Genomic DNA, 13,521 nt, shown 5'->3' with positions numbered 1-13,521 from the left:
ATGAAGCCCATTGCCATTCAGATGCTGGCAGACTTCGCTGATGGAGTGATCCGTCAGGGGGAGGGCTCGCGACTGGTGACAAAAGTGACCACCGACTCTCGCAGAGTGGGGGCAGGGGAGGTCTTTGTGGCTTTGGTGGGCGATCGCTTTGATGCGCACGACTTCATTCCCCAGGTCATGGCCTCGGGCGCTGCCGCCGTGGTGGTCAGCCGCCTCGACAGCACTTGGCCCGCCACCGGCTGTGCGGTGATCGAAGTGAAGGACACCCTCCGGGGCTTGCAAGACATGGCCCGTGGTTACCGGGCCTGGCATCAGCCGATGATCATCGGGCTGACTGGAAGCAATGGGAAGACTTCTACCAAGGATTTGACCGCCCTCATCATGGGGCTGCAGGTGCAGACTCGCGCGACCTTTGCCAATCTGAACAACCACATCGGCGTGCCGCTGACCCTGCTGAGCCTGGAAGAAGGCGATGAATGCGGTGTGGTGGAGATGGGCATGAACCATCCCGGCGAGCTGAAGGTGCTGGCCGACATCGCCCTACCCGATGCCGCCATCGTGACGAATGTGGGCCTGGCGCACATTGAGTACATGGGCAGCCGAGATGCCATCGGCTGGGAAAAGGCCACCGTGCCCGCTAATGTCCATGCCGAGGGCGTCGTGGTCCTGAATGCAAACGATCCCTACACACCGCTGATTTCACGCCATTGCCAGGCCACTGTTTACACAGCAGGCACCGGAGCAGGGGATGTGCGGGCTTTGGACCTGCGCCCCAGCGGCGAAGGCACCCACTTCAAACTGGATTTTGCTGGTGAGGTGGTGGAGACCTTTTTGCCCATCCTGGGAGATCACATGGTCGGCAATGCCGCCCTGGCCGCTTGTATGGGGTGGGCTCATGGCATCGCCCCGGCGGACATCGCCGCCGCCTTCAGCAGCGCCAAGCTCACCGGTGGCCGCATGGAGACCAAGCTCGTGCAGGGCATCCTGTTCATTGATGACTCCTACAATGCCAACCCGGACTCCATGAAGGCCGGGCTGGGCACCCTGGCCACCCTGACTTCCGCAGGCCAAAAGATCGCCGTGCTTGGTCGCATGGGCGAACTGGGGCCCCATGCCGTAGCGGAGCATCAGGGCGTGGGGCAGTTTGCCGCCAGCCTGGATCTCACGGCCCTGTTCACCGTCGGTGATGAAGCCGCCCAGATCTCCTCAGCAGCCAAGTCAGCGGGCTTGGCCGAAACGCTCAATTTCCCCACCCACGAAGCCTGTGCTGCGCATTTGAAGAAAATGTTGCAACCAGGAGACGCAGTCCTCTTGAAAGGCAGCCGCTCGGCGGGCATGGAGAAAATCCTCTCTCACTTTCAGACGGCATGATTTACTGGCTCTACGAACTCCGCAACTGGCTCGAAGCCGCTGACTGGATCAGCGACGACTCCGCGCTGTACAAGCTGCTCAACATCTTTCGTTATCACACCTTCCGGGCAGGTGGTGCTTTCATCACGGCTTTTGTGCTGTCCCTGCTCTTCGGAGAGCGGCTGATCCGGAAACTCATTTCCTTGAAGATTGGCCAGCCCATCCGCACCGCCGATGAAGTTCATAAGCTCTATGAACTCCACGGCAAAAAGGCCGGCACTCCCACCATGGGGGGCATCCTCATCCTGGGCTGCATCGTGATTTCCACCCTGCTCTGGGCCAAGTGGGACAATGTCATGGTCTGGACCATTCTTTTCGCCACCATCGGTCTGGGTGCGCTGGGCTTTTACGATGACTATCTGAAGATCAGCAAAAAAAATTCCAAAGGGGTCTCCGCCAGGACCAAGCTGGTCTGGCAGGGGGGCGTGGCCGTCATTGCTGGGGCCCTGATGGCCTATGCAGTTCCCGCAGATGAGGGCATCACCCTCCGGGCGCTGTATGTGCCTTTCTTCAAAGACGCCGTTATCACGGACATGGGCATTTTTTCCGTCGCCCTATTCACCCTGATCATTGTGGGGGCATCGAATGCCGTGAACCTGACGGACGGCCTCGACGGCCTCGCCACCGGCTGCTCGCTCACCACCGCGCTGGCCTATGCAGGCTTTGGGTATGTTTGTGGAAATGCTAACTACTCTAGCTATCTGGGCGTCGCCCATCACACTTTGGCCAATGAGCTGCCCATCGTGGCCATGGCCTTGGCCGGGGCCTGTGTCGGTTTCCTATGGTTCAATGCCCACCCGGCCCGCATGTTCATGGGGGATACAGGATCCCTAGCGCTCGGCGGCTGCATCGCCACCCTGGCCATCGGCTGCAAGCAGGAGATCGTCCTGGCGCTGGTGGGCGGTGTGTTCGTCATGGAGGCCATGAGCGTCATCATCCAGGTGATCAGCTTTAAAACCCGCGGCAAGCGTGTCTTCCGCATGTCTCCCATTCACCACCATTTTGAATTGGGCGGCTGGCATGAGAATCAGGTCATTGTGAGATTCTGGGCCTTGTCATTATTTTTTGCACTTCTTGGTTTAGCGACCTTGAAACTTCGCTAATTCTAAAATATTAATGGATGCTAATAATCGAAGCCGAATTATGGGTATTCGCTTAGAGTTTCAAAAATCACCATCGTTTCCATGTCAGATTTCACCGGAAAACACTTTGCCATCCTGGGCGCAGGACGCAGCGGCCTTGGGGCTGCGCGTCTCGCACGCCTGCATGGGGCGGAAGTGACGGTGGTGGATGAGGGCGAGCCTGCAAAGATCAAGGCGGCCCTGGAAAAGCAGCATGCCGAAGGCTTTCGCACCCTCAGTGGTCAGGCCGCACGGGATCTGGTGGTGAAACCAGGCGACTTTGACCTCGTCATCACCAGCCCTGGGTTTGACGCAGGCTGGCCGTTGCCAAAGAAATTCACCGATGCAGGCATTCCCCTCACTGGGGAAATGGAGTTCGCTTTTAATCTCACGGACCTGCCTTTGGTCGGCATCACGGGGACCAATGGCAAGAGCACCTGCACGGAACTCATCGCGCATCTCTTCAATGCCTGCGGGAAAAAATCCGTCCCTTGTGGGAATCACGGCATGTCGTTGAGTGAAGTCGTCGCTAGCGGCGTTTCTTACGATGTGCTGTCACTGGAGATCAGCAGTTTCCAGCTGGAGACGATCCAGAACTATCGGGCCAAAGCGAGCCTGTGGCTTAACTTCGCTGCGGATCACCTCGACCGTTACCCGGACATGGCGTCCTACTACGCGGCCAAGGCACGCATTTTTGAAAACGTCACTGCCAGCGATGTCGCCATCGTCCGCGCCGGTGAAACGGTGGATACGGGCGCTGCCCAGCGTCTGACCTTTTCTGCCTATGGGGCAGAGGCCGACTGGACCTACGAGGCCGGTCGCATCCATGCAGGGCCTGAAAACATCACCTTTGAGGTGAACTCCACCCTGCGTGGACGTCACAACATGGAAAACGTGATGGCCGCCATGATGGCCTGCCGGGTGCATGGCCTGAGCCTGGACGAAATGCAGGGCGCGTTGGCGGGCTACGAAGCTCCCGCCCACCGCTGTGAACTCGTTCGCGAACTTCATGGGCGCGAGTACATCAATGACTCCAAAGCCACCAACCTGCACGCCCTGGAGGCCTGCATCGGTGCGATGGAAAGTCCCATCGTTTTGATTGTGGGCGGCAAGGACAAGCAGCTTGATTACACCCCCCTCCGCGACTCCTTGAAAGGGCAGGTCCGCGCCATGGTGTGCATCGGCGAAATCGCCCGCTCGCTAAAGGCCACCTTTGAGGACCTTGTGCCATGCCAGACCGCCGCAGACATGGCCGAGGCCGTGCAATTGGCCACCGATCTTTCCAGGGCAGGGGACAGCATCATCCTCAGTCCTGGAACCTCCTCCTTTGACATGTACACCGGCTACGCCCAGCGCGGCGAAGCCTTCCGTACGGCCGTGCAATCCCTTAGCTGAATCATCACCTCAACATCCCGAACATCATGAGCAAAAAGAAGAAAGACAAGCTCCTGCTCAACCTCCTGGAAGGTGAGAGATACAAACACCGTGTGGCCATGGTCACCGATGAAGGTGCCTTCAACCAGCATGAGCCGAACTCCAACATGGCGCGCATGTTCGTGGTCATGCTGCTGATCCATGTCGTCGTCATTGGCGGCATCATCATTTACGATTTCATGAACGGTGAGGAAGCTCCGGCAACGACGCTGGTGCAGAATTATAACCAGCCTGCCGCCGCCAATGTCCTGCCCGAAACCCGGCTGGATGTGGACATCGCTCCTGACAAATCTCTCGAGGAATATTCCACTTACGAGTGGAAGTCCGGCGACTCCATCCCCAGCGTGGCTAAAAACCTGGAAGTGTCCGAAGAGGTGCTGATCAAGCTGAACAAGCTGGACCAGGGCCGCCAGATCAAGATCAACGATGTCATCCTGTATCCGAAGCGCCCGATCGTGAAAGCCGTCGGCATCAGCGTGGCCGGTGCCAACGGCGAAATTCCTCAGCCGGCGGTCCCTGCGGCCTCCATCGCTGCTGCGGAGGTGCCGATCAATCTGACCCTGCCGGGCGAAAGCGGATTCAGCTTCAGCCCCACCATCGAAAACGAACTGACGCCAGCCCCCACCGTGGCACCCAGCGCGGCCCCTGGCATGCAGGTGCAAGACACTCCGCCGCCTGCCGTGACGAAGGAAGCCTCCGGCATGCCTGTCATCGTGGAACTGCCTCAGACATCGGCCCCTAAAGTCGAAGAAGCTCCGCCTGCCCCTCCCGCCCCGGCCCCTCGGCCAGTGGTGGAAAAAGAGGTGGAGAAGGAAGTGCCCAAGGCCATCCCTGTGCCTCGCCAGCCCGAGCCCAAGCCCGCCCCTGTGGTGGAAAAGGCCCCGGTGAAAAAGATCGTGGATGCACCACCTCCCGCCCCCGCCAAAAAGGAGCCTGCCAAGGCTGTGGCCGGTAGCCACACCGTTCAGTCGGGTGAGACTCTTTACCGAATTGCGAGCAAGCACGGCATTTCCGTGAAGGCCCTCCAGGATGCCAACAAGATCTCCCGCCCTGAAGCGCTGAAGATCGGCATGAAGTTGGTGATCCCACGCAAGTAGAGCTTGCCCGGGGCTGCGCAGCGGCAGCCATCTTTGTCATCGTCTGCACTTCGAACTTGGTTCTTCTCCCATGGCCAAACGATCCATCCTCCTTCTTCTGCTGGCCGTCGCGCTGCTGACTGGCCTGGGCATCACCATGCTGGCCAGCACAAGCTTTTTCACCAAGGAAGGCGGGGGCGAAGAATATGTCACCTTGTGGCGTCAGGGCATCTGGCTGGGCGTGGCGATGGGCGGCTGTGTGGTCATGGCCATGGTGGATTATAACCTGTTGTTTCGCTGGCGTTGGTGGCTGCTGGGCGGGGCCGCCTTCAGCCTGCTGCTCTGTTATGAATGGCATCTGGCCCAGATCCTCGGTTACAAGCCAGTCATTGCCGCGCGTGTGAACGGCGCTGCGCGCTGGATCGGCTATGGCAGCATGCGCGTGCAGCCTTCGGAATTTGCCAAGCTGGTGCTCATTGTCGCCATGGCGGGGTGGTTTGCCTCCCACGAAAATTTGGAGCGCACGCTGAAGCACGGCCTCATCCTCCCGGGACTGATTCTGGGTGGCGTCGTCGGGCTTATCGGGGGGGAGGTGGATCTGGGAAATGCCTCCGTTTCCGCCGCTGTCGGCGCTGGCATCATGTTTGTGGCAGGCACTCGTTTCCGTTATCTGGCCGTCATCGGCGGCACGGCATTGGCAGCCCTGTGGACGGGGATCAAGCTGGCCCCGAACCGCTTTGAGCGCGTGATGATCATTTTTGACCTGGAGAAGCACAAGGAAACCCTCGGCCTGCAGCAGTGGATTTCCAAGCTGGCCTTTGGCTCCGGCGGCCTGGAGGGGCGTGGCCTGGGAGAGGGGCGCATGAAGCTTTCTTATCTGCCCGAGGCGCACACGGACTTCATCTTTCCCATGGTGGGGGAGGAACTGGGCTTCTGGGGCGTGGGCGGGGCCGTTCTGGCCTTCATCCTTCTCACCTTTGCGGGCATGTGCATCGCATCGTATGCGCCGAACCGCTTTGGCAAGCTGCTGGGTTTCGGGCTGACTTTTCTCCTCGCCCTCGAAGCGCTCTTGAACATGGGCGTAACCACTGCTTTGCTGCCCAATAAGGGATTGCCGCTCCCCTTCGTCTCGTATGGAGGGTCGAGCCTCCTGGCTGCCATGATGGCCGTCGGGGTCCTCATCAACATCCACCGCCAGGGCGTCCATTTGACCTGGGATCAGCTTCCTGTGATCCGCAGAAAACGCCGCTGGACACCCCAGCTTTGAATCTCTGTGAAATCCAAATCCAAGAAGTCCATCCACGTGCTGATCGCCTGTGGAGGCACGGGCGGCCACCTGTTTCCCGGCATTGCCGTCGGTGAAGTGCTCTCGGCTCGCGGCCATGAGGTGACCCTCCTCATCAGCGAAAAGAAGATTGATTCCATCGCCGCCTCCGGTCACAAGGACCTGCGCTTTGAAAAGATGCCGTTTTTGGCCATGCCCAAGCCCTGGTCACCGAAGATGATCGGCTTCCTCACCGGGCTGTGGAAAGGCATGAGCCAGTGCCGGAAAATCATCCGGGAAAAAGATGTCAGCGTGGTGCTGGGCATGGGTGGCTTCACCTCCTTTGCCCCCCTGTATGCGGGGAAAAAAGAAGAGTGCCGCACGCTGATCCATGAAAGCAACGCCATCCCCGGCAAGGCCAACAAGCTGAACGCCCGCTATGCCGACACGGTATTATGCGGGTTGGATGCCTGCCAAGAGTTCTTCCCGAAGCATGGCGACGTCCGCGTGGTGGGCACGCCCGTGCGCAGTTCCATGCGCACGACTTCGAAGGATGATCCCTACGAGTTCTTCAAGCTGGACAAGACCAAGAAGACCCTGCTCATCATGGGCGGCAGCCAGGGAGCCCGTGGCGTGAACCGTGTGGTGGGCATGACGCTGGAACAGTTTGAGCGCATGGGCATCCAAGTCCTGCACATCGCCGGACCGACGGATTATGAAGAGGTGCGGGATGTGTATGCCAAGCATCCTACACTGCCCCAGCATGTGGCCGCTTTTTGCCATCGCATGGACATGGCCTACCGGGTGGCGGATCTGGCCATCGCCCGCAGCGGGGCCTCCTCCATGTCTGAGCTAGCCTACTTTGGCGTGCCCAGCCTGCTGGTGCCCTATCCCTTTGCAGCGGATGACCACCAAACCCGCAATGCCGAAGTCTTTGCCAAGGAAGGGGCTGCCCGCCTGCTGACGGAAAAAGAAATCAATGCAGATGTCCTGGCCGATGCCGTGCGCGACATCCTGATGAACCCGAAGAAATCCGACGAAATGAAACGCGCGGCGAATAAGATCGCCGTGCGCAATTCGGCGGAAAAGATCGCGGATCTCATCGTCAAAGGCTCGTGAAGTTGGATCGGCTGTAGCTGCCTGCGCCAGCAGGCGGTTCTTTTAAGATGGCGGCAGAGCCCCGCGAGAGACCTGCGGGGGACGTGCAGGCCACATTTGCATCAAGAGGCTTCCTGGCCATGTTGCATCCATTCATGCCTGCTCCCGCCGCCCACGCTCCCACCGTTGTCATCGAGAACTTTTATCCCTGCATCGAAGGGGGCCGCCATGCGATCAAACGCATCGTTGGCGAACCGCTGGACCTCTGGTGCGATATTTTTACTGACGGGCATGTGGTGATGTCTGCGGTGGTGAAATGGCGCCTCGCCGGATCGCGCCGCTGGGCCGAGGCCCCCATGCAAGCCCTGGCGAATGATCGCTGGCAGGGCCGGTGCCAGTTTGAATCCATGGGCCGCTGGGAGTATGTGGTGGAGGCTTGGTCGGACACTTTCCGGGGCTGGAAAAAGACCTTCGCCATCCGCGTGCAGGCCGGGGATCCGGATGTGCCGGTGGAGGCGCTGGAAGGTGCGCGGTTGCTGCGCGAGGCCGCTCTGCGTGCACGGGCAGGTGGTGCTGCCAATGTCGGCGCGCAGATGGATGAGGTGGCGGAGCTGCTGACTCAACTGCCGCCGCAGGAAGTCATGGAGGTGCTGCTTTCTGAAGACTTGCAGGCCCTGGTGGACTGCTACCCGGACCGGGAGCTTTCGACGGTCTCCGAGCCGCTGCGTGTCATCGTGGAGCGGGAGCGGGCACGCTTTTCCGCCTGGTACGAGTTTTTCCCGCGTGGGGCTGAGGGCCGGGCGGACAAGCACAGCAAGTTCCGTGACTGCCTGCCGCGCCTAGAGGATGCTAAGGCGATGGGTTTTGATACTCTTTACTTCCCGCCCATCCACCCCATTGGCATCACGGCCAGGAAGGGGAAAAATAACACCCTCATCGCCTATGAGGGCGATGTGGGCAGCCCCTGGGCCATTGGCGGGCCAGCCGGAGGGCACCGCGATGTGGAGCCCCAGCTTGGCACGGTGGAGGACTTTGTCTGGCTGGTTGGCGAGGCTAACAAACGTGGCCTGGAGATCGCACTGGATTTTGCCATCAACTGCTCCCCCGATCATCCGTACGTGAAAGATCACCCAGATTGGTTCTACCAGCGGCCCGATGGCAGCATCCGCTATGCGGAGAATCCGCCGAAAAAGTACCAGGACATTTACCCGATCAATTTCCATTGCGCGGACTGGAAGAACCTGTGGCGTGAGCTCATCGACGTGGTGCTTTTCTGGGTGGACAAAGGGGTGAAAATCTTCCGTGTGGACAATCCGCACACCAAGCCCGTGTCATTTTGGGAAGAACTGATCAGCACCGTTCATCGTAAAGACCCGAGCGTGATCTTCCTGGCGGAGGCCTTTACTAAACCGAGGATGATGCAGGTGCTGGGCAAGATCGGCTTCACGCAAAGCTACACCTATTTCACTTGGCGCGAGGACAAGGCGGGCCTTACCGAGTACGCCCAGGAGCTGATGCAGGGGGAGATGCGCTGGTACTACCGAGGGAATTTCTGGCCCAATACACCGGACATTCACCCCTTCTACCTGCAAAATGCACCTGCCAGCATGTTCCGTCTGCGCGCTGCCCTGGCGGCCACGCTTTCCAGTACGTGGGGGATGTACGCGGGCTATGAGCTCTGCGAAAACGAAGCCCTGCCCGGCAAAGAGGAGTATCTGGATTCAGAAAAGTTCCAGCTCCGCCAGCGTGATTACAATGCTCCAGGCAACATCAAAGGCTTCATTGCCCGTCTGAATGCGATCCGCCGGGATAACCCAGCCATGCATCTGTACGACAACCTCGTCTTTCACGGGGCGGATCATGATCAGGTGATCTGCTACAGCAAGGCAACGCCAGACTTCAGCAATCGCATCCTCTGTGTGGTGAGCTTGAACGGCCATTCCCCGGTGTCGTCCATGGTACGCCTGAATTTGGCTGGCCTGGGCCTCAACCACGATCAGCCCTACCGGGTGCGCGACCTGATGTATGGCGGCGTCTATGAATGGCGTGGAGGGGACAACTTCGTTTCGCTAAATCCCGATGGCACCAGCTTGCACATTTTTAAGGTGGAGCCGATTTCATAAAGGCGGTTAGGTGAAAGGATGAGGGGGTGTCGGCTAAAATGACGCGTAAGGAGCTCGGCTAGCATCCTGAAGAATCTCAGGGATGTATTGTGTAGTGTTATGAAAATTCTATTTGTATCAAATAATAACGAAATTATTCTTTTGATATGCAAATATCCCAGCCGAATCCAAGCGCTGCCAAATATCAGGTGCTGATTGCCACAGCTTCTGAGGCAACACTTCGGTTGCTACAGCCTCTTCAGCATGTGACCCAGAGTGAAGGGGTGGCTGAAAGCGGAGGTCTTTTTCGTCCACAGCAGCGGCTGGTGTTTCAGGCACTGGATTATCAAGTGGTGGATACGGTGGTGCGCAGCCGCCTCGGAGACCGCCCCATCGCGACTGTGATCGTGGATTTGCAGCCCGGTACGGAGTCCAAGGCAGAGCAGATCCTCAATGCCCTCTATTATGCCGAGCCGACGATTGGCATCATTGTGCTGCTTGCGGATGGAGCGTCCCTGTCAAAGCCGCTGCTGGACTTGATCACGCACAGCCCTCGGCTGACCTTTTTGCAGATGCCAGCCTCACTGGCGCAGGTTTACCAGACGATGAAGCTCATGCTGGCCGTCTGGCAGTCTGGGCAAAAGGTGGCTGAAATGGAGGCCGCTAAGGCAAGGCCGGAGGCGGCTCCGAATACGGCTCCTGTGCCCGATGTCGGGATCGAAGGTGGGAGTTCCATGCACCTGGAGGTGGTGGGCAGTCTGGCAGCGGGCATTTCCCACGAGTTTAACAACGTGCTCACCGTTATCCAGAGCCAGATGGACATGGCCATGCAGCAGGCGGGAGATCTGCCTGCGGTGGTGGACTTGCTGACGCAGGTGATGGAGACGGCGCGCAATGCATCGGCCCTCTCGAAGAAACTCGTCTCTTTTACTCCGGAAGAAGAAAGTGCCCCTGTGGCCCTTGATCTGGCCCTTGCGGTGGATGATGAAGTGATGTTGCTCAGCAAGACCTTGGGCGAGCACATTGCCTTGGAAGTCAACCATGCTGCGGTGCTGCCCCCTGTCTGGGCCTCTCCGGCGGAGGTGAGCCAGCTCATTATCAATGTGGCATTGCATGCCCGGAACCTGATGCCAAATGGCGGTGTTTTGCAGCTCTCGACCAGCAAGGTACAGCACCAGACGGGAAGCAAGTATGCCCGTCTCTTCCCAGATGCCAAACATGGCGAATATGTGATGCTGACCATTGAGGATCCGAACCCGGCCGATGAAACGGTGGCAGGGCCCGACCCTCGTCGTGTGGTGGTGGAACTGCCCTCGACGGTGCAACGTGCCGCAGACAATCGCCTGGCCTGGATCCAGCGCACGTTGCAGGCGGCTGGCGGTGCCCTGAATGTGACCCTGCTGCCAGGAATGATCCGCAGTTATCAAATGATCTTTCCCTTGGCCCAGAGCCAGAAGGAAACACTGGCTGTGCCAGAGTTGGTGGTCCCTGTGCTGGCCCCGGCGGAGCCACTGCCGGCGGTGCAGCCTTCCACCGTGCTGGTGGTGGATGATGATGATACGATCTGCATGATCATGAGCCAGGTGCTGGCCACTGAAAAACATCGTGTGCTAGTCGCCAAAAGTGCGGATGAAGCCTGGCAGCAATGGTGCCAGTATCGCAGCAGCATCAAGCTTCTGATTACGGACATCAACATGCCGGGCGGTGCCAATGGGGTAGCCTTGGGCCATGCGATTCAGGAGCAGGATGGTTCGGTGCCGGTGATTTACACCAGCGGCCATCGTGCTGTGCATCAGTTTGCAGAGCTGGAGATCGGCACGAATTACCTGCCAAAACCTTTTGGGATGAATGATTTGCTGGCTGTGGCCAATCGTGCGCTGGCCTCTCACGGCCATCATGGTCTGAGCTGAGACGGAAACTGGAGTCGTTACGGGAATTTTGAATTACACTTTATTCCTAGATTTAATCTTTGGGAAATACGTCGGTCGACGACTTGTATGGACTTGACCTCCATCAAATACCCTGCTGCTGTTACCCATGGCCAGTGGGTTAAGAGGATCATTTCATTCGTTGCCTAGCAAGGTCGCACCCATGGTGAGTTGGGTGGCGATCCTGGCCGGGGTCCTGACGCTGGTGGGCTGGATCTGGGATCTGGATACGATCAGGCGCATTTTGCCTGGAACTATTTCGATGAATCCGGTAACGGCCCTTGCCTTCGTGCTGGGCGGAGGCTCTCTCTGGCTGCATGGCACGGAGGCCGCGCCGCAGCCAAGATTTTGGCCTAAAGCCCTGGCTTTGGTGATTCTGCTGATCGGCTTTTGGCGACTGATGGGGTATGTGTTCGAGTGGGAAGTGGGGATCGATCAATGGCTGTTTGCAGACAAGCTGGCGACGGATCTGGCTGGACAGCCCAACCGGATGTCGCCCAATGCGGCGCTGAATTTTGTTTTTCTGGGCTGTGGTCTGCTGCTGATGAACCGTACTTCACGGCGCGGCCTACGGCTGACGGAGGTATTTGCCCTACTGATCGGCTTCATTTCGATGCTGGCGTTGCTAGGCTACCTTTATCAGGCGTCTTGGCTCTATGGTGTGGTGTCTTTCGTTCCCATGGCGTTGCCGACGGCGGTGGTGTTTCATCTGTTGGCCATCGGTCTGCTGATGGCGCGGCGTGACCGGGGATGGGTGCGGCTGATCTTGAGCGAAAGCCCCGGCGGGGCACTGGTGCGGCTCATGCTGCCCATTCTGCTGCCGGCGCTGGTGTTGCTGGGCTGGCTGCGGCTGGCGGGCGAGCGGCATGGTCTTTTCGAGGCGGAAATGGGCACGACGCTTTACACTGTCATGGCGATTTTGATCGTCTGGGGGCTTATCTGGTGGAGCGCGCGTTCGCTGCATCGCGCTGACAAGGCGCGGCGCAGGATGGAGGATGAATTGGAACGCTTTTTCAGCCTGTCCGTGGATCTGCTGTGCATTTCAGGCAAGGATGGCCGCTTCAAAAGAATCAATCAGGCCTTCAGTGACATCTTGGGGCATCCGGTCGAGGAACTGATGCAAAATGGCTTCATGGAGTATGTCCATCCTGAGGATAAGGAACGCACCTTGAAGGAGGTGGAGAAGATCCATTCGGGGGAGCCTTCCTTGCATTTTGAAAATCGGTATCTGAGCAAAGATGGTTCCTACCGTTGGTTGTGGTGGAAGTCTCACTACCTGGCTGAGACGGGCCTCATTTATGCGACGGCCCGGGATGTGACAGAGCAGAAGCGGGTGCAGGTGGAGATCCGCCAACTGAATGAGACGCTGCTGGAGCGTGCCACTCAACTGGATGCGACCAACCAGGAACTGGAGGCCTTTAGTTACTCGGTCTCGCATGATCTGCGGGCACCCTTGCGGGGCATATCAGGTTTTGCCCAAGCGCTGGAGGAGCATTCCAAGGCGGTGCTGGACGAGACGGCGCAGAGCTACCTGCTGAGGGTACGCCGGGCGGCTGACCGGATGGGGTACCTCATCGACGATCTGCTAAAGCTTTCCCGCCTGACCCGGGCGGAGATGCATCTGGAACAGGTGAACCTCAGCCTGCAGGCGGAATCCATCCTGGCGCAGTTGAAGCAGCGTGAGCCAGAACGCCTGGTGGAGTGGGTGGTGCAGCCGGAAATCGTGGTGACGGCAGATTCGGCGCTGATGCATGTGCTGCTGGAAAATCTGCTGGAGAATGCCTGGAAGTTCACATCGAAAAATCCGAAGGCGCGCATTGAGGTGGGCCAGTCGCCTGGACCTGCGGGGGAAAAGATCTGCCACGTTCGGGACAACGGAGTGGGATTTGACATGCGCTATGCGACGAAGCTGTTCGGGGCCTTTCAGCGGCTGCATTCGATGGTGGAATTTCCTGGCACCGGCATCGGCCTGGCGACGGTGCAGCGGGTGGTCCGCCGCCATGGCGGGCGGGTCTGGGCCGATTCTGAACTGAATGTGGGTTCGACTTTCTTTTTTGTTGTATAATCATCCTGCCACCTAAGCTGCCT

General features: G+C 58.8%; 9 protein-coding genes. All 9 read left to right on the top strand.

Annotated features, from left to right (window positions below; genetic code table 11):
- The 9 genes from ABEB25_RS22655 to ABEB25_RS22615 all read left to right on the top strand — a co-directional run bounded on the left by ABEB25_RS22655 (position 1) and on the right by ABEB25_RS22615 (position 13,498).
- Complete coding sequence (locus tag ABEB25_RS22655; protein ID WP_345738733.1) at positions 1–1,371, top strand: UDP-N-acetylmuramoyl-tripeptide--D-alanyl-D-alanine ligase; 1,371 nt, start codon at positions 1–3, stop codon at positions 1,369–1,371.
- Positions 1,368–2,513 (top strand): phospho-N-acetylmuramoyl-pentapeptide-transferase, encoded by a 1,146-nt coding sequence (gene mraY / locus ABEB25_RS22650; RefSeq protein ID WP_345738732.1) that lies wholly within the window; start codon positions 1,368–1,370, stop codon positions 2,511–2,513. The genes ABEB25_RS22655 and mraY overlap by 4 nt, the downstream gene beginning before the upstream one ends.
- Positions 2,514–2,594: 81 nt before the next feature.
- Complete coding sequence (gene murD, locus ABEB25_RS22645; protein WP_345738731.1) at positions 2,595–3,926, top strand: UDP-N-acetylmuramoyl-L-alanine--D-glutamate ligase; 1,332 nt, start codon at positions 2,595–2,597, stop codon at positions 3,924–3,926.
- Between the two features lie 26 nt (positions 3,927–3,952).
- Positions 3,953–5,062 carry a LysM peptidoglycan-binding domain-containing protein gene (locus tag ABEB25_RS22640; RefSeq protein WP_345738730.1) on the top strand — a complete coding sequence of 370 codons (1,110 nt, stop codon included), beginning with the start codon at positions 3,953–3,955 and terminating at the stop codon, positions 5,060–5,062.
- Between the two features lie 70 nt (positions 5,063–5,132).
- Entirely contained in the window at positions 5,133–6,308 is a 1,176-nt protein-coding gene (locus ABEB25_RS22635; protein ID WP_345738729.1) for an FtsW/RodA/SpoVE family cell cycle protein, read from the top strand.
- 6 nt (positions 6,309–6,314) lie between these two features.
- Positions 6,315–7,424 (top strand): undecaprenyldiphospho-muramoylpentapeptide beta-N-acetylglucosaminyltransferase, encoded by a 1,110-nt coding sequence (murG, locus tag ABEB25_RS22630; protein WP_345738728.1) that lies wholly within the window; start codon positions 6,315–6,317, stop codon positions 7,422–7,424.
- Positions 7,425–7,558: 134 nt separating this feature from the next.
- A complete protein-coding gene (locus ABEB25_RS22625; RefSeq protein WP_345738727.1) occupies positions 7,559–9,526 on the top strand; it encodes an alpha-1,4-glucan--maltose-1-phosphate maltosyltransferase in 1,968 nt (655 codons plus the stop codon).
- 146 nt (positions 9,527–9,672) lie between these two features.
- Positions 9,673–11,415: a response regulator gene (locus ABEB25_RS22620; RefSeq protein ID WP_345738726.1), complete on the top strand. Its 1,743-nt coding sequence runs from the start codon at positions 9,673–9,675 to the stop codon at positions 11,413–11,415.
- Positions 11,416–11,575: 160 nt separating this feature from the next.
- Complete coding sequence (locus ABEB25_RS22615; RefSeq protein WP_345738725.1) at positions 11,576–13,498, top strand: ATP-binding protein; 1,923 nt, start codon at positions 11,576–11,578, stop codon at positions 13,496–13,498.
- The last annotated feature ends 23 nt before the right edge of the window (positions 13,499–13,521 follow it).

The organism is Prosthecobacter algae (assembly GCF_039542385.1).
Classification (GTDB): domain Bacteria; phylum Verrucomicrobiota; class Verrucomicrobiia; order Verrucomicrobiales; family Verrucomicrobiaceae; genus Prosthecobacter; species Prosthecobacter algae.
This window is presented reverse-complemented; position numbering and strand designations above follow the sequence as displayed.

What these genes read in the sequence shown, in the direction of transcription:
- ABEB25_RS22655 (WP_345738733.1), top strand. Translation starts at nt 1, where the DNA reads ATGAAGCCCATTGCCATTCAGATGCTGGCAGACTTCGCTGATGGAGTG.
- mraY (WP_345738732.1), top strand. Translation starts at nt 1,368, where the DNA reads ATGATTTACTGGCTCTACGAACTCCGCAACTGGCTCGAAGCCGCTGAC.
- murD (WP_345738731.1), top strand. Translation starts at nt 2,595, where the DNA reads ATGTCAGATTTCACCGGAAAACACTTTGCCATCCTGGGCGCAGGACGC.
- ABEB25_RS22640 (WP_345738730.1), top strand. Translation starts at nt 3,953, where the DNA reads ATGAGCAAAAAGAAGAAAGACAAGCTCCTGCTCAACCTCCTGGAAGGT.
- ABEB25_RS22635 (WP_345738729.1), top strand. Translation starts at nt 5,133, where the DNA reads ATGGCCAAACGATCCATCCTCCTTCTTCTGCTGGCCGTCGCGCTGCTG.
- ABEB25_RS22625 (WP_345738727.1), top strand. Translation starts at nt 7,559, where the DNA reads ATGCCTGCTCCCGCCGCCCACGCTCCCACCGTTGTCATCGAGAACTTT.
- ABEB25_RS22620 (WP_345738726.1), top strand. Translation starts at nt 9,673, where the DNA reads ATGCAAATATCCCAGCCGAATCCAAGCGCTGCCAAATATCAGGTGCTG.